At 69.9% G+C, this 16,122-nt stretch carries 14 protein-coding genes and 1 pseudogene; 10 read left to right on the plus strand and 5 right to left on the minus strand.

The window, feature by feature from the left end; translation table 11 throughout:
* Positions 1-143: 143 nt before the first annotated feature.
* On the minus strand, positions 144-1,310 hold the full coding sequence (locus tag BJ965_RS37345; protein WP_184916007.1) for an epoxide hydrolase family protein: 1,167 nt from the start codon (positions 1,308-1,310) through the stop codon (positions 144-146).
* A gap of 103 nt (positions 1,311-1,413) precedes the next feature.
* Here BJ965_RS37345 and BJ965_RS37350 point away from each other — a divergent pair, with 103 nt between their 5' ends.
* Complete coding sequence (locus BJ965_RS37350; protein WP_184916010.1) at positions 1,414-1,971, plus strand: CGNR zinc finger domain-containing protein; 558 nt, start codon at positions 1,414-1,416, stop codon at positions 1,969-1,971.
* Positions 1,972-2,010: 39 nt separating this feature from the next.
* Here the strand turns inward: BJ965_RS37350 and BJ965_RS37355 are convergent.
* Positions 2,011-2,826 (minus strand): annotated as a pseudogene (locus tag BJ965_RS37355) (helix-turn-helix transcriptional regulator); the annotation flags it as partial.
* Between the two features lie 167 nt (positions 2,827-2,993).
* Between BJ965_RS37355 and BJ965_RS37360 the strand changes: the two are divergent.
* Entirely contained in the window at positions 2,994-3,290 is a 297-nt protein-coding gene (locus BJ965_RS37360) for a hypothetical protein (protein WP_184916020.1), read from the plus strand.
* Positions 3,291-3,744: 454 nt separating this feature from the next.
* Positions 3,745-4,038 carry a hypothetical protein gene (locus tag BJ965_RS37365; protein ID WP_184916022.1) on the plus strand — a complete coding sequence of 98 codons (294 nt, stop codon included), beginning with the start codon at positions 3,745-3,747 and terminating at the stop codon, positions 4,036-4,038.
* A gap of 25 nt (positions 4,039-4,063) precedes the next feature.
* Here the strand turns inward: BJ965_RS37365 and BJ965_RS37370 are convergent, their stop codons facing one another.
* Positions 4,064-4,255, minus strand: a complete 192-nt coding sequence (locus BJ965_RS37370) for a hypothetical protein (protein WP_184916024.1) — start codon at positions 4,253-4,255, stop codon at positions 4,064-4,066.
* A 97-nt stretch (positions 4,256-4,352) separates the two neighbouring features.
* On the minus strand, positions 4,353-4,928 hold the full coding sequence (locus BJ965_RS37375) for a dihydrofolate reductase family protein (RefSeq protein ID WP_184916026.1): 576 nt from the start codon (positions 4,926-4,928) through the stop codon (positions 4,353-4,355).
* Between the two features lie 234 nt (positions 4,929-5,162).
* On the opposite strand from BJ965_RS37375, the gene BJ965_RS37380 reads away from it, so the two are divergent.
* From BJ965_RS37380 to BJ965_RS37390, 3 genes are all read left to right on the plus strand, one after another.
* Positions 5,163-6,260 (plus strand): barstar family protein, encoded by a 1,098-nt coding sequence (locus tag BJ965_RS37380; RefSeq protein WP_184916028.1) that lies wholly within the window; start codon positions 5,163-5,165, stop codon positions 6,258-6,260.
* A 93-nt stretch (positions 6,261-6,353) separates the two neighbouring features.
* Positions 6,354-6,788: a VOC family protein gene (locus BJ965_RS37385; RefSeq protein ID WP_184916030.1), complete on the plus strand. Its 435-nt coding sequence runs from the start codon at positions 6,354-6,356 to the stop codon at positions 6,786-6,788.
* A 58-nt stretch (positions 6,789-6,846) separates the two neighbouring features.
* On the plus strand, positions 6,847-7,626 hold the full coding sequence (locus BJ965_RS37390) for a Type 1 glutamine amidotransferase-like domain-containing protein (RefSeq protein WP_184916032.1): 780 nt from the start codon (positions 6,847-6,849) through the stop codon (positions 7,624-7,626).
* A gap of 96 nt (positions 7,627-7,722) precedes the next feature.
* On the opposite strand, the gene BJ965_RS37395 is transcribed toward BJ965_RS37390, so the two are convergent.
* Entirely contained in the window at positions 7,723-11,376 is a 3,654-nt protein-coding gene (locus tag BJ965_RS37395; protein ID WP_184916034.1) for a LamG-like jellyroll fold domain-containing protein, read from the minus strand.
* A 487-nt stretch (positions 11,377-11,863) separates the two neighbouring features.
* Between BJ965_RS37395 and BJ965_RS37400 the strand changes: the two genes are divergently transcribed.
* From BJ965_RS37400 to BJ965_RS37415, 4 genes are all read left to right on the plus strand, one after another.
* Entirely contained in the window at positions 11,864-12,892 is a 1,029-nt protein-coding gene (locus BJ965_RS37400) for a LacI family DNA-binding transcriptional regulator (RefSeq protein ID WP_184916037.1), read from the plus strand.
* A 135-nt stretch (positions 12,893-13,027) separates the two neighbouring features.
* On the plus strand, positions 13,028-14,269 hold the full coding sequence (locus BJ965_RS37405) for a sugar ABC transporter substrate-binding protein (RefSeq protein ID WP_184916039.1): 1,242 nt from the start codon (positions 13,028-13,030) through the stop codon (positions 14,267-14,269).
* Positions 14,270-14,279: 10 nt separating this feature from the next.
* Complete coding sequence (locus BJ965_RS37410; protein ID WP_184916042.1) at positions 14,280-15,263, plus strand: carbohydrate ABC transporter permease; 984 nt, start codon at positions 14,280-14,282, stop codon at positions 15,261-15,263.
* Complete coding sequence (locus tag BJ965_RS37415; protein WP_184916045.1) at positions 15,260-16,084, plus strand: carbohydrate ABC transporter permease; 825 nt, start codon at positions 15,260-15,262, stop codon at positions 16,082-16,084. Before BJ965_RS37410 ends, BJ965_RS37415 begins: the two co-directional genes overlap by 4 nt.
* Positions 16,085-16,122: the final 38 nt, after the last annotated feature.

Consider the following 16,122-nt stretch of genomic DNA (forward strand, 5'->3'; position numbering starts at 1 on the left):
GGGCAGCCGCGGCAGGCGCGGAAAGTGCTGATACGGCAAGGGCGGCGGAGGCGACGGCGGGAAGCACGGACCTGAGGCGTCTGGTCCGGGAAGGTCTCGGCGGCACTCTCATCTGGCGCTCTCCCTGTCGCGCCAGGAGGAATTCACCGACCGGCGGCGGCCAGCACTGCCGTGAGGCCTTCTTGCAGATCCTTGACGAAGTACCCGGGAACCTCCAGCGACGGGAAATGTCCCCCGGTTTCGGGCGCCCCCCACCGGACGATCTGCCGGTACCGCTCCTGGGCCCAGGGGCGCGGACACTTCTCGACGTCGCGGGGATACATGGTGATGGCTGATGGGACGTCGACCCGAAGCTCGGGATCGAGCGAGTTGTGGCTTTCGTAGTAGATGCGGGCCGACGACGCGCCGGTCCGCGTCAGCCAGTACAGGGTGACGTCGTCGAGAACACGGTCCTTGGAGATCTTCTCGAAGGGGCTGTCCTCCGTGTCTGACCACTCGGCGAACTTGTCGAGGATCCAGGCAAGAAGGCCGACCGGTGAGTCGACTAGCGAGTAGCCGATGGTCTGTGGCCGGGTCGCCTGCTGCTTCGCGTACGCCGCGCGGTGGCGCCAGAAGTCGCGGGTCTCCTCGGCCCATGTCCGCTCGACCGCCGTCAGTCCATCCGTTGTCAGCCCGGGCGGTCCTTCCGCGAACGTCGTGTGGATGCCGAGAACGTGCGTCGGGAACCTGCCGCCGAGAACCGTGGTGATATTGCCTCCCCAGTCGCCGCCGTGGGCCGCGAACTTGCTGTAGCCGAGCCGTCCCATGAGTTCCACCCATGCGGCCGCGATCTTTTCTGTCCCCCACCCGGTGGTGGCCGGCTTGTCGCTGTAACCGAAGCCCGGCAGCGAGGGAGCCACGACGTGGAACGCCGGCGCGTTCGCGTCTTGCGGATCTGCCAGCTCGTCCACCACATCGATGAACTCGGCAATGCTGCCCGGCCAGCCGTGCGTCAAGATCAGAGGAGTGGCATCCGTGCGCGCGGAACGGCGGTGCAGGAAGTGGATTCCCAGATCGTCGATGGTCGTGCGGAACTGGCCGATCTCGTTGAGGCGGTCCTCGAACGACCGCCAGTTGTACCCGGTGCGCCAGTAGTTCACGACCTCGACGAGGTCGGCAAGTGGAACGCCCTGACCCCATCGCTGAGGGCCGGGCGCAGCACGATGGACCGTCTCGGGCTCGGGTAGTCGCGCCGCGGTCAGCCGTGCGCGCAGATCGTCGAGGTCGGCGTCAGTCGCGTGGGCTGCAAAGGCGTGCACGTCGCCGGGCATGGGGCCTCCTGGTCGTCGTGGAACCGGCTCGGGCCTGCCGGGAACCGGCTAAGGCGGTTCTAGCATGGGCCGATGCCGGCCTGCAACCGGCTAAGGTGGTTCCATGCGTGATGAGTTCCCTGACTTCCGTCTCGGCAAGGTGCTGCCGACCAGCTTCACGGCGACTCTGACGGAGCGCCGTGGAAACGCGGTGGAACGTATTCCCGTGCCGCAGCGACTCGCCGACTGGCTGGCAGTGAACGGCCTCGCCGTGGAGTCCTGCACCATTGCCCAGCTCGAACTCGCCAGGGAACTGAGGGAATCGATTCACGCCGCCTTGACGGCGGCCGCCGGCCAGGAAAATCTCCCTGCGTCTGCTGTGCGGGTCATCAACGACCGCAGTGCTCAGGGGCGGGCCGCGGCCATCCTCACGCCCGAGGGAAATCGGCAATGGCGACTCAGCTCGGCTTCCTGCGTGGAGGACGCCCTGGGTGTCATCGCCGCCGATGCGATCAGCATCATCGCGGGCGAACGCGACGGAAAATTGGCTTTGTGCGCATCGCCAACCTGTCGAGCGGCCTTCTTCGACACCAGCCAGAGCCGTACTCGCAAATGGTGTGACATGAACACGTGTGGAAATCGGCAGAAGAAGGCGCGCTTCAACGCCAACAAGCGCCCCTGACGGCACCGCTTCTGCCATGCACGGTCCACGGGCTCGGAGAGCGTCTCCGTAGAGTGAGGCCATCGCGGCGGCGCGGTCGCGCAGGGCGGTGCGCAACGCCCCCGGGGCCAGGACCTCCGCATCCGTGCCGAGTTGCCACAACGCCCACTCGGCGTGCCGCAGATCCTGGTACGTCACTTGCAGTCGCAGTCGCAGTCGCAGTCGCAGTCGCAGTCGGCCGTCCGGGTGGGGTGCCGCGGCGCGGACGGCGACGGCGCTGCTCATCAGGTCCTCCCGCCGCTGCGGGGCCACCCGCACCAGCACGGCGATGTGGTCGCCGGACAAGAACTGCGCGCAGCGTTCCCGCCAGACCCGGTCCAGATCGACCTGGTCCGGTCGCCATGCCGGTTCGGAAAGCTTCTCGGCGGCCAGGACCCGCGACATCCGGTACGTGCGGTCCGCGCCGGATCTCGTGGCCAGCAAGTAGCTCCGGTCGCGCACGGTGACCGGGCCGATCGGGTCCGCCGTGCGCCACTGCGGCGCTCGCCCCGTCGCCGCGTAGCGGATGCGTAGTCGGTGTCCGGCGAGCACCGCGCGCCGGATCTCGGTCATCGTCGCTCGGGCCACTTCCTCCGGGACCGGCCGGCGTGAGAGCAGGTCGGTCTCCGGCTCGATGAGGAAACGCCGGGCCGCGTCGTTCGCGGTGGCGCGATGACTTTCGGGCAGCGCGTCGGTCACCTTGCGCATCGCCGAGGCGAGTGCCGAGCCAAGGCCGAACACGTGCTCGGCGCGCCCCGATCCGGCGGTCAGCAAGGCGAGGGCCTCGTCGTGGTCGAGTCCCGTGAGTTCGGCCCGGAAGCCGGGCAACAGCGCGAAGGAAGGCGTCACGGTCGGTCATGCCCTCGTCATGGGCCCAGGCGCACGCGATGCCCACGATTTCGGACGACGGCACGCGGTGGCACCAGGGCGCCCTCGCCCGCGCCGACCACTGTCCCCGCTCTCGACCGACCCGCGTTGTCAGTGGTGGCTGCAACGCTGTACGGATGAACGGCGACGAGCAACTGCTGCGCGGCCGGGTCTACGGCCACGACCACGACGACCCCGACCCGGGCCCGCGCTCCGGGAAGACCTACGCCCACCTCGTCGGAGGGCCGCTGGACGGGTTGCTGCTGGACGTCACAGGCTGGACACCGGACGAGATCGGTACGGGTGCCGCACTGCCCACCGAACTGGGGCAGTTCCCCGGCGGCCGCGCCCTGTACGATCCCTGCCCCGGCGAGCCCCGAACGCCGGGCCCCGGGGTGATGTGCCGCTTCCACTACCGCGGGGACAGTCCCTGAGAGGTGAAGACGCGGGACCGTCCGAACGCCCGGCACGTCGACCGCCGGATTCCGGCCGGGCCCGACAGCACTGGTCTACGCGGCCGCAGCGTTGCACTGGACCAACCCTGAGGGCCGGTGGTCACGTATGGCCGGCTGCTCGAGCCGGGCGGCGTCTTCGCCTCCTTCGGCGAGCCGTTCCGGTTGTCGACACCGCCGAACTCATCGTGTGGGACGGTGAGCACTGGCAGAGCCGGGCAGAGTACCCCCTCGGCCGTCTGGACCGGCCCTCGGAACGGGGCGGCCGCAACTCCGGGCGTCCGTCCGCGCGGTCCGCCGTCCGGCCGGGCGTGACAGGGCGGGCGGAGCCGTGGGAGGGCCCGCGGCCGGTGCCCGGCCACGGCACCCGGCTCCGACGACAGGAGCGGATCGCCGAGCGCTGATAGACAGCGCGTTCCGGGGTACCTGCGTCGGCATGGCTTCGGAAACCGATCACGTTGAATCCGTACGAGCCCTGCGTCAGCTGCGCCGGATGCGCACCTTCTACGCCGGGGGCGCCGTCCTGTGGGCGACTTCGGCCGCATCGGCGGGATGGGACGACCCCGGGGGCCGGCCGATGTGGGTGTCAGTGGCGATCCTGGCGGTCTTCGCCGTTCTGCTGGGCATGACGGTCCTGTGGCTGAGGCGTCGACAGGCCGACCGTGCGGAGGAGCCCGCGCACCATGCCGCTCCCCGGAGGACGGCCTGGCGGCGGCACGCCAGCGCCTGATGGTGGGAGCCCGGACGGCGGGCCGTCATCGGCCGTGTTCGTCCGGGCCCGGCCGGAAGTCGTCCGGCCGGTCGCGGCGGAGTTCCTCGTACCGCTGCGCGTAGACATCGACAGCCTGGTGAACCGTGCAGCCCAGGATCTCGCGGATCGTCGCGATCGCGGCGATGCTCCGGTGCGCCAGGATGTCGTGGTCCACACTCGCGGGCAGTCCGTCCATGGCGTGAGGCTACCGGGCGGACCCGGCTGGATCAGGCGAGTCGTCCACTCATGGCGAGCATCCCCCTCTGAGCCGGACATCCTCAACCGCGCCCCGGTCAATGGAGGGTCGGCCGGTAGACGAGTTCCTGGATGTGACCGTCGAGCGTGCGATGCCCGACCAGCTCCAGATCGAAGTCGGCCGCATCCCGGAAGACGGGGTCCAGCCCCGTCCGACCGGTGATGACGGGGAAGAGCGTCACCTGCAACCGGTCGACCAGGCCCGCGGCCATCAGCGCCCGGTTCAGCGACAGGCTGCCGTGTGAGCGCAACGGCACCTCCGACTCCGCCTTGAGCCGGCTGACGACGTCGATGGCGTCACCGCTCACCAGGGTCGCGTCGGGCCAGTCGAGGGGGCCTTCCAGCGTCGTCGACACCACCGTCGTCGGCAGACTCCTCATCCGCGTCACCCAGGGGTCCCGCACGTCGGACCCCTCCGTGCTCGCGGCCAGCATCTGCGCGAAGGCCCGATAGGTGTTGGCCCCGAAGACCATCCGCTGCTCCCCCTCGTAAAGGGCGAGGCGGTGGTCGAGCAACTCGGGCCCCTGCTTGCCCCAATAGCCGGTCCAGTCGCCGCCGACGGCTCCGAAACCGTCGAGGCTGGAAAAGACGTCGAAGGTGTAGGTGGCGGTCATGTCGTGCTCCTCACGCGGGGTCGATCGGTGTGAACGGCGAGTGGCGAGACCGGCGATCCTCTCCGGCGGCGGCCTGCGGCGACCCCCCTACCAATAGACCCGGCCCGCTTGGGAAACTCATCGCTGCGCACACCACACGTCGCCCCCGATCGCCCGAACGGCGGAGGGCACACGGTGCACCCGCGCGGCCCGCCCCCGCGGTGAAATGCCTCGCCGTCTCCCCATGATCCCGGCATGATTCACCGCGTGCGTGGAGACCGGGGGCAGCGCGAGCCGGGGCGGTACGCCCTGACGGACTCGGAGGACGGGCGCGTCTGGGGCGTCTGCGCCGAGGTGGAGGGACTCTTCAATGAACCCAGGCGCGCGATCTGCGAGCTCCTCGGCTGGGTGCCGGACGGCGCCGAGGTGCGCGGCTGGGTCGGACACCGGGTGTGGCTCGTACCGGAGGACAGGACGCTGGACCCCTGGCTGCTGGAGGACGCGGAAAGCATCGGGGGGCGGCGGCAGACGGATGCTCTCGTCCTCACGGGTAGGGACGACTGGATGGGCCCGCCGGAGGGACACCGGGCTCCGGTCCGTCTGCACGACCGGTACCGGTGGCTGGGCTCCTGCCGGGAGTTCACGCGTGTCATGCCCCACGAGACGACTGCTCCCTCCCTCGTCCTGCGGGGCCTCTCACCGAGCGGCCGGCTGCGGCGGGCACTGGCGACGGGTACCCGGCGCGCGCTGGACCTGGACGAGGCCCGCCTGTGGATACGCGACGACAACGGCCGGCCGCTCGCCGACCGGCTGCTGCGGCCGAAGATCAGGGCGTGGCGCCCGTCCGCCCACGGGCCGGACCTGATCGACCTGGAACTGGACGCAGCGCTCGACGAGCCCCTCCCGGGACACGCCCTCCCCATCTGGGACCGCTGGCTCGCCGGACCACCGCAGACCCCCGGCGTCTGGGCCTGCCTGGACACCCGGCAGCGCGAGGCGTGGCTCGATCTCGTCCGCGAACGGGGCTGCCGGCTGCGGCACCAGGGCCGACCCGCCGGAAGCGCGTACGAGCTGGACGGCCGGCACATCACCGACGAGCCGAGCCTCTTCCTGGCCCTCGGCGAAGCCGTCAACGGGCCGGGCGGCTACTTCGGCGGCTGCGTGGACGCCCTGGCGGACTGTCTGCGCGGCACCTTCGGGTACACCGCCCCCGCGACCATGCTCTGGCGGGACATCGCGCCCGCGCGCGAGCACCTGTCCCACGTCCTGACACCCGAGGGCGAACCGTACGACCTGATCGCCCTGGTGCTCGAAGTCCTCGCCGAGGGCCATATGCGAGTCACCTTCGCGTGACAGGCGCTCCCGGCGAGACCAGGGCCGTCTTCGCATCAACATGCTGATCAAAAAGCCGAGTTGAGCTCCAGAATCGCTTGCTATGGTGAGCCGATGCCATCGGTCAAGCAGATCCAAGTCACCTTCGACTGCGCAGAACCCGAGCGAGTCGCTCGCTTCTGGTGCGAGGTGCTGGGGTACGTCGTACCGCCGCCACCGGAGGGGTTCGCCACTTGGGACGATTTCAACCACTCGCTGCCGCCCGAGGAGCGGGATTCATGGTTCGTAGCCCAAGATCCCACGGGCGCGGGCCCGCGACTGTATTTCCAGCGGGTTCCCGAAGGCAAGGTCGCCAAGAACCGGGTGCACCTCGATGTGCGGGCCGGCACCGGACTCGTGGGTGAAGAGCGCCTGGCCACGCTGGAGGCCGAATGCGCGCGACTGGTGGCCCTCGGTGCGGTACGCGAGCGACTGCTGCCCGCCGACGAGGAAAACGAGTCGTGCATCGTGATGCAGGACATCGAGGGCAACGAGTTCTGTCTCGACTGAGCACACGCGGCCATCTCGAACAACGAGGGCCCGCCGGGCGGTTGCGGAGGCATGGGTGATGAGCGGTCCGGCTCGTAGCGTGGCTCTCCTCGACGGAGGCTTCTCGACGGACGAGGACGGACTGCTGGACGACTGGCTGCTCAGCCGTGCGAGAAACAGCCACCCCGCAGTGTGCTTCGTTCCCACAGCCGGTGGCGACCCACCTGCCTACGTCGATCAGTTCCTGAGCGCGTTCGAGTCGCGCGACTGCGCGCCGTCCGTGTTGCCGCTGTTCCGGCGCCGGCTGGACGACGAGGCCCTGCGGACGTTTCTGCTGAACCAGGACGTCGTCTACGTCGGCGGTGGCAACACCGCGAACCTCCTCGCGGTCTGGCGCGCACACGGCGTCGACCAGGTGCTGCGCGAGGCCTACGACCGCGGGACGCTGCTGTGCGGAATCAGCGCCGGCGCCGACTGCTGGGCCCAGGGCTCGCATACGGACTCCTTCGGCCCGCTGACGTTCCTGCGGGACAGACTGGGCCTCCTGCCGGGTTCGGTGTGCCCGCACTACGACAGCGAACCAGGGCGCCGCGCGTCGTACCGAGAATCGGTGGCGACGGGCATGTTGCCCCCAGGCTGGGCGGTCGAGGACGGTGTGGGGGCTCTCTTCGTGGACGGACGCCTCGAGGAAGCGGTCAGCCGGAGGCCGGCAGCGCACCTGTACCGGGTTCAGGCAGATGAAGATCATGGAGCAGTGGAGCGAGCGCTGCGCCTGAGGCAGCTGTACCCGCCTCGCTCAACGGCGGGCGAGCCGAAGCCCGGGCAGGACGCAGACGGGCGCCCGGTCCGTCGCTCCTGACGGACCGGGCGCCCCGCTGCACGGAACCCGTGCGCCTCACAACCCTCCATGAGGCGACGACCTCAGCGGGCGAGTGGCCTCAGCGGACGAGTGGCCTCAGCGCACCTCCCGCGCATACGGCGCAACGGTGATCCGGTCGATCAGCGGCGCGTAACGGGAGCGGAGCAGCACGCCCGGGAACGTGTCCGAGGCGTAGGTCGTGCCGTCGAAGTTCGGCAGTTCCTCGGAGCGGAAGCCGACCGTGTTCTTCCCCTTCTTCAGCTGTACCGGGACGGTCAGCTCCCAGAAGTTGTTCCGGTGGAAGCTGTGCGGGAAGCCGACGCGCCGCGCGGCGTTGCCGTTGACGCTGATGTCGGCGTGGCGGGCGAGCGGGTCGGGGTTGTAGTGGGTGGCCTCGGACTGCTCCGGATTGGAGTAGCGGATGCGCAGCGCGTACAGGCCGGCCCGGTCGGCCGTGACGGTGAACGTCGCGGTGTTGCCGTTGCCGGGGGCGCCGCCGATGCCCGTGATCGCCGTGCCGCCGGTGGCGAGGGAGAGCGGGGTGAGCGTGGCCGAGCCCGCGAGCCGGGCGTCCCCGGCCTCGTAGGTGCGCGCCGGCAGCGCGCCCTCGGTCGGGGTGACCGTGAGGCGGTCGACGAGCGTCGTGACCGAACCCCCGGTCAGAGTAACCTTGTTGACGCCACCCGAGAGGGAGACCGCCGCACCGCCGCCGCCCTTGGCCAGGCGCAGGACGTCATGTCCGTTGACGGAGAGCCGGGCGCCCGTTCCGCCGAGGGTGTCGACCTTGAGCGTGGCCTCGCGGTCGGCCGGCGAGTAGACCCAGAACGTGGCGCTCTGGCCCTTCGCGAGGCGGACCGCGCCCGAGCCGGTCGCCGCCGGCGTGGGAAGGTCGTAGACGGGACGTGCGCCGCCGGCCGGCCAGGCCAGTTCACCCTCGTAGACCTGCGTGTCCGCCGAGGCGCGGGGGAGGGAGAGGGCGAGGCGGTCGACGATGGCGTCACCCTTGGTGGCGCGCTTGCCGTCGGCGCTCGTCGCGGCGAGCGTCAGGGTGTGCTTGCCCTTGCTGAGCTTCACCTTGGTGTCGGTGTGGTCCCAGACGACCCACTTGTAGCCGAGCGGCAGGTGCAGTTCCTGCTCGCTGCCGGCCTTGCCGTCGACCCGCAGGAAGACGTTGGTCGGGCCCTGTTCCTCGACCTTGTCGAAGGTGTTGAGGGAGTTGGCGAAGAGGCTCAGGTCGTAGGTGCCGTCCTCGGGCACGTCCACGGTGAAGTCGAGTGTGACGTCCGAGCCGGTGCGCAGGCCGCCGACGTCGTAGCCGCCGGAGGTGTAGAACTTCGACACGTCACGCGGCGAGCCCTCCGGTCCGTTCTTCGACCAGCCGGAGCCGGTGTGCGCGGCGTCCTCCGCCTCGTACGAGGACTGCCAGCGCACGGGCGGGGCCTGCGTGCCCTTCGCCTCGCCGGCCGGACTGAGGACGACCTCGTAGGCCGAGGACTCCTTCAGCTTCGGCAGGGCGCCGTCGCCGAAGTCGAGGGTGACGGTGCCGTCGTCAGCGACCTTCAGGTACGTCTCGGTGAGCAGCTTCGGGCCGGACGAGTCGCCGACCTGCCCGCTCCACTCGATCTCCCGCACCCAGGCGTGCACACGCTTGCCGAAGACCTTCTCCGGTACTCCGGCGAAGGTGATGTGGCCCTTGCCGGAGGAGCCGCCGAAGACCAGCCGGGACTGCTTCTTCTTCTCGTCGAGCGTGGCGACGCCCTGCATGGTGTAGTTCTCGCCGGGGAACGGCGGAGTCACCTTCACCGTGTGCCCGCTCATCGAGGCGTACGAATGCAGCAGCCACCACTGGCCGTTGCCGCGGTTGGACTGCACGGCGGAGTCGGAGAGGTTGCCGTCGATGTTCCAGTACGCGATGTCGGCGTCGACCTTGGACTCCTCGATCGCGGACACCCACTGGATCATCTGGCCGGGCACCGAGGTGTGGTAGTTGAACGCGTACTCGTTGATGTTGACGGGGAGTTGGGTGCCTTCCCTGTCCGTGCCCTTGAACAGGTCTTTCTCCCACGCCCGGTACTTGGCGACGCTCTGGCGCACCGCCTCCGGGTGGCTCAGCTCGTGCCAGGTGATGACGTCCGGGAGGGTGCCGGCGGCCAGGGCGTGGGTGAGGAAGCCCTTCACCTGGTCGTACAGGACGCTGGTGTTGGGTCCGGCGATGCGGGCGTTCGGCATCTTGCCCTTGATGAGCTTGTGGACCTGGTCCCAGGCGGCGAAGTAGGCGTCCGGGTCGTTGAGCCAGCTGACCTTGTCGTAGCTCCACTCGCCGGTGCCGAACATGTTGCCCTCGGGCTCGTTGAACGGCACGAAGACGATGTTGTCCTGGTACTGCTTCGGCAGCGCGAGGACCTGGTCGACCTGCTTGGCGATCTTCTCCTCGTAACCCTTGAGCTTCTCCGCGGGGGTGTCGCCCGGCCACTGGTAGGGGAAGCCGCGGTAGATGTCGGTCATGTAGATGTACACGTCACCGTCGGTGGAGTCGGCCAGCGGCTTGACCACCTCCAGGGCGTCGGCACCGGGGTGCTGCGGGCCGTCCTGCGCCTTGGTGGAGACCGTGCGCAGGCCCATGCCCTCCATGAGGTTGTTGGTCGGGACGTCCGGCCCGTACACGCCGTAGAGGGTGCCGGAGGCGCCGCCGTGGAACGCGCCGGTGTTGGAGCCGAGGTCGACGGTGAGCTGTCCCTCGCGGACCACGGTGACGGTGGCCTTCACCGCGCGTCCGGCCGCGGTTCCGGCGACCGTGAAGGTGCCCGGCGCCGCGTACTTCTCGGCGGGGACGGCGTCCCACGTGACGGGCGTGTCTCGGTCGTAGCCGTCGGAGAAGGAGGCGCGGACTGCGGCGGGGAGCGGCGGGGCGGTCCCGGTCGTGGTGCGTGCCTCGAAGGAGGTCTTCGAGAGCTGCTGGAGGGTAGGCACGGACCCGACCGTACCGGCCACCTGCTCGGGGCTCAGGGCGGCGTGCCACACGGTGAAGTCGTCGATCGCGCCCTTGAGCAGCGGGTCCGGGTAGAGGGACCTGCCTATGTACCCGGCGGCGGTGGCCGAGGCGTCCAGCAGGTCTTTGGCCTTGATGCCGGTCTCGGCGGAGGAGACCGCCACGCCGTCGAGGTAGGTGGTGAGCCGGCCGGCGGAGGTGTCGAGGGTGACGGTGACGGTCCGCCACTCGTCCGCGGGGAGCGGCGCGTAACCGCGGACCTGGGCCTCGGCGCCCCCACCGCCGGTGGTCACGGAGGTCTGGAACAGCCCGCCGCCGTTGTAGGGCGTGCTGAAGAGGTACTTCGTGGTGTTCGTGCCCAGGTCGAAGATCCGCTGCCAGGGCGACTTGTCGCCGCTCCACTTCACGCGCGCGGAGACCGTCAGGTCGGCCGTGTCGCCGACCACGGCACGCGGCAGCCGGACGTACGCGCCGCCGGAGTCGGACGCGCCGCCGGGCAGGGCGAGGGCCTTGCCTCCGCCGGTGCCCTCGACGGAACGGGCGGTGGAGCCGTTGACCAGGTCCGCTGTCAGGCCGTTGCCGGAACTGTCGGTGATCTTCCCGGAGGCCATGTCGTCCTGGTCGAAGGTGTAACGGGCGGCGGGCCGGGGCGCCTCCGCCGCCTGCGCGGGGGCGGCCGGGGCGGCCAGCAGGCCCGCGCCGAGCGCGAGCGTCACGGCGGCGGATGCCCGTCGCCGGGCGGATCTGTCAGCGGATGGCATGGATGGCGTCCTCAATCCTTGAGTGGGCGGTTCCGGGAGTGGGCGGCTCCGGCCGGCCGGAGCCGGTCGGCCGCTCGTACGCGGGATGTCCCGGCGAGGAGAGTGCGTGGGGAGGTCGAGATCGGTCGAATCGGTTCGATGATCCGGGCCGCGGGCACATCTGCGGACGGTGGCGGCGGCAGCTCGCCTCCTGGGGGGTACGGGAGCAGCCCGGGTTTGCCGGAAGGATCACTTCGTCGAACCGGTTCGCGAAGCTAGCACCGGGACACCGGCCCAGCAATCCCTCCGGCAGAAGGAAGTTCCCCGTCCTCGGGCGGATGGAGAAAGTGTGGTCCAGAGTGTTGACAGGCATCCGGGCAATTTCTACCTTCGCTTCACGCGAACCGGTTCGACTGCCGGCCCTCGCGACCCCGTCCACCCCTCACCCTCACGACCGGCGAGCGCTCCCTCCCACGAGGTGTCGAACCGGTTCGAGCAAGGAGCCGCCGTGAACATCGGTGAGATCGCCCAGCGGGCCGGTGTCTCGCGGAGCACCGTGTCCTACGCGCTGAGCGGCAAGCGTTCGGTGTCGGAGGAGACCCGTCGCAAGATCCAGCAGGTCATCGACGAGCTGGGGTACCGGCCCAACGCCAGCGCGCGAGCCCTGGCCAACGGGCGCACCAGCACGATCGGCCTCGTCTTCCCGCCCGCGGGCAACCACTACACCGGGATGCAGCTGGACTTCATCGGCAGCGTGGTGGAGGCGGCGGCGGTGCACGACTACGACGTGCTGCTGTCGCCCAGCGGTGTCGACAGCGACCGGTCGTTCCAGCGGCTGCTGGGGGAGCGGAGGGTCGACGGGGCGATCCTGATGGAGATCAGGTTGGAGGACGACCGGGTCGACCACCTGGCCGAGCTGGATTTCCCCGCCGTCGCCATCGGCCGCACCGCCCGTCCGGAGAACGGCTGGTGGGTGAGCCTGGACCACACCGCGCTCGCCGCGGCCTGTGTCCACCATCTCGCCGACCTCGGCCACCGCCGGGTCGCCTTCGTCAACCGGCCCGAACAACTGCTGCGCGCCGGGTACGAGTCCGCCCACCGAGGCCTGGACGGCTTCACCAAGGCCGCCGCCGAACGGGGGCTCACGGTACGGACGTACTGCTGCGGGGACGACGCGGCGTCCGGCCAGGTGTGCCTGGAGCGGATCCTGCACGACGACCCCGCCACCACCGCCCTGGTCACCCTGAACGAGGCCGCTCTGGGCGGCCTGTACCGGGGGCTCGCACAGGCGGGCCGCCACGTACCGCGTGACTTCTCCGTCACCGGAGTCGTCGCGAGCCGGTGGGCGGAGACGGTCACCCCGCAGCTCACCGCGGCGGACGTACCGGCCGAGGAAATGGGCCGTCGCGCGGTCGACCTGCTCGTCGAGCGGATCGAGCACCCCGCCGCGCCGGGGCCGCACCATCTGCTCGTACCGCCGATCTCGCTGCGGGCCAGCACCGGACCCGCGACCGGCACCTCCTTCCCCGAAGCCTGACCGCACAACACGCCCTTCCACTCCTCTCCCTCCCCACCGAGCACCCGCCCCCCTCACCCTCGCCGGTCCGGAGTGCCCGCTTCCCCCCCGTCACCCCTCCCACGGCACACGTGTGCCAAGACCGAAGGACCCGCCATGCACAGCTCCTCAAGGCGCCGGCTCGGCGCGGTGGCCCTGTCGACCGTCGTCGCCGTCACCGGTGCCGCCTGTTCTTCCGGGTCGGGCAGCACCGACGCGAAGGGCTCGGACAGCGGCACGTACACCGTCTGGGACCCGTACCCCCAGTTCGCCAAGGGTTCGGACTGGGTGAAGCTGCTGGACGCGTGCGGCGCCAAGGCCGGTGTGAAGATCAAGAGGACCGGCTACGACACCAGCGACCTGGCGAACAAGGCACTGCTGGCCGCCCAGCAGGACAACTCCGCCGACCTCCTCGTCGTCGACAACCCCGTGGTGTCGACCCTGGCCGAGGCGGGCGTGCTCACCAGCACCGAGGACAACAAGCTGGACACCTCGAAGGTCGACCCCAACCTGCTCGCCGCAGGCCAGTCGGACGGCAAGACCTACGGCACCCCGATCGGCGCCAACACCCTCGCCCTCTACTACAACAAGAAGGTCCTGAAGGAGGCCGGGGTGGACATCACCTCGGTCAAGGACTGGAAGTCGCTGACGGCGGCGCTGGCGAAGGTGAAGGCGGCGGGCAAGAAGGGCATCACCTTCTCCGCGATCGGCACGGAGGAGGGCAGCTTCCAGTTCCTGCCGTGGTTCTGGGGCGCGGGAGCCAAGCTGACCGAACTGGACTCCGCACAGGCCGTATCGGCCCTGTCCCTGTGGAAGGACTGGCTGAAGCAGGGCTACGCCCCCAACTCCGTCATCAACAACACGCAGACCACCAGCTGGCAGGAGTTCGCCGGCGGTGACTACGCCTTCGCCGAGAACGGAACGTGGCAGCTCGCCAACGCGAAGAAGGCCGGCTTCGAGTACGGCGTCCTGCCGGTGCCGGGAGCCGGCGGAGGCAGCGCCGCCGCCCCCACCGGCGGCGAGTTCGTCACCATCCCCACCCAGGGCGACACCGGCCGCTACGCCACCTCCCGGAAGCTCGCGACCTGCCTGACCAGCACCCAGAACCTGTACGACACCGACACCACCCTGTCCTACGTGGCCCCCACCAGCGAGGTCCAGACGAAGCAGGTCGCGGCGAACGCCGAGCTGAAGCCCTGGGTCGAGGCGGTCAAGGCGGCCAAGGGGCGCACCAGCGACGACTTGGGCACCACGTACCCGAAGATCTCCGAGCAGCTGTGGAAGGCCGTCCAGTCCGCCCTCAGCGGGGCCAAGTCGCCCGAGGACGCCCTCACTTCGGCGCAGGCCGCGGTGAAGTGACGAGGGCCCGATGAAGCAGACGACCCATCCGCCGGACGGCCTCTCCGCGCACGTCCGGAGCGGGGCGGCCACCACCGCCCCGCCCCCGGCCCCCGCGCGCGCCCGGCGCCGTCCGACCTCCCCGCAGTGGGCGGCCTGGGCGTTCCTCGCCCCGGTGACCCTCTACCTGGTCCTCTTCTACGCCTATCCGCTCTACCGCAACCTCGATCTCAGCCTGCGCAACTACACCGTCCGCTCCTTCGTCCAGGGCAACGCGCCCTTCACCGGCATCGAGAACTACCGGACGGTCTTCGACGACCCGACCTTCGCGCCCGCCCTGCTCCACACCGCGCTCTTCACCGCCGTCTGCCTGGTCTTCCAGTACGCCATCGGCCTCGCCCTCGCGGTCTTCTTCACCCAGCACTTCCGGCTGTCGGCGACCCTGCGCGCGCTGTTCCTCGTGCCGTGGCTGCTGCCGCTGATCGTGTCGGCTTCCACCTGGTCGTGGATGCTCAACAGCGACTCCGGCATCGTCAACGCCGCCCTGCACGCCCTCGGCATCGCCCCGGTGAACTGGCTGACCTCACCGTCCTGGTCGCTGACCTCGGTGATCATCGCCAACATCTGGATCGGCGTCCCCTTCAACCTGGTCGTCCTCCACAGCGGCCTGCAGTCCATCCCCGCGAGCCTCCACGAAGCCGCCGCCCTCGACGGCGCGGGTGCCTGGCAGCGCTTCTGGCGCATCACGTTCCCGCTGCTGCGCCCGGTGTCCGCGATCACCCTCCTCCTCGGCCTGATTTACACGCTCAAGGTCTTCGACATCATCTGGATCATGACCAAGGGCGGCCCGGCGGACTCGTCGACCACCTTCGCCACCTGGTCCTACCAGCTCGGCTTCGGCAATCTCCTGCCCGCCTTCGGACCCGGCGCGGCCGTCGGCAACCTGCTGGTCGTCGCCGCCCTGGTGTTCGGCCTGATCTACGTCAAGGTCCAGCGAAAGCAGGCGCTGTCATGAACCGACGCACCGGCCGCACCTGGTGGAAGACCACCCTCGGACTGCTCCTGACCGCAGTCATGCTCTTCCCGGTCTACTGGATGCTCAACGTGTCCCTCACCCCCGACCGGGACATGCGCAAGAGTCCACCCGACCTCTTCCCCGCCCACGGCACACTGGACGGCTACCGCACCGTCCTCCACGAGCAACTGCCCTACCTCGGCACCAGCCTCGTCATCGGCCTGGGCACCGTCGTCCTGACCGTCGCCCTGTCCGCCCCCGCCGGCTACGCCCTGGCCAAGCTGCGCCCACGCGGCGGCGGCATCCTCAACTTCGTCCTGCTGGCCGCCCAGATGATCCCCGGCATCATCATGGCCATGGGCTTCTACGCCATCTACCTCAGCCTCGGCCTGCTCCAGTCCGTCCCCGGCCTGATCGTCGCCGACTCCACGCTGGCCGTCCCCTTCGGCGTCCTCATCTTCACCGCGTTCATGTCCGGCATCCCCGGCGAACTGCTCCAGGCCGCGAAGACCGACGGGGCGGGGGCCCTGCGGACCTTCTGGTCCGTCGTCCTGCCGATGAGCCGCAACGCGGTCGTCACGGTGTCCCTGTTCGCGTTCCTGTGGTCCTGGTCCGACTTCGTCTTCGCCGGAACCCTCGTCAACGGCGGCGCCCACGAGCCGATCACCCTCGGCATCTACCACTACATAGGCAACAACAACCAGGAGTGGAACGCCATCATGGCCACCGCCGTCGTGGCCTCGCTGCCCGCCGCGGTCATCCTCGTCCTCGCCCAGCGCTACGTCGCCGCCGGAGTGACCGCCGGGGCCGTCAAGGACTGACCCCCGCGCCGACCCCTTCCCCCCTCCCCGTCACCACC

Source organism: Streptomyces luteogriseus, from assembly GCF_014205055.1.
GTDB classification, from domain to species: domain Bacteria; phylum Actinomycetota; class Actinomycetes; order Streptomycetales; family Streptomycetaceae; genus Streptomyces; species Streptomyces luteogriseus.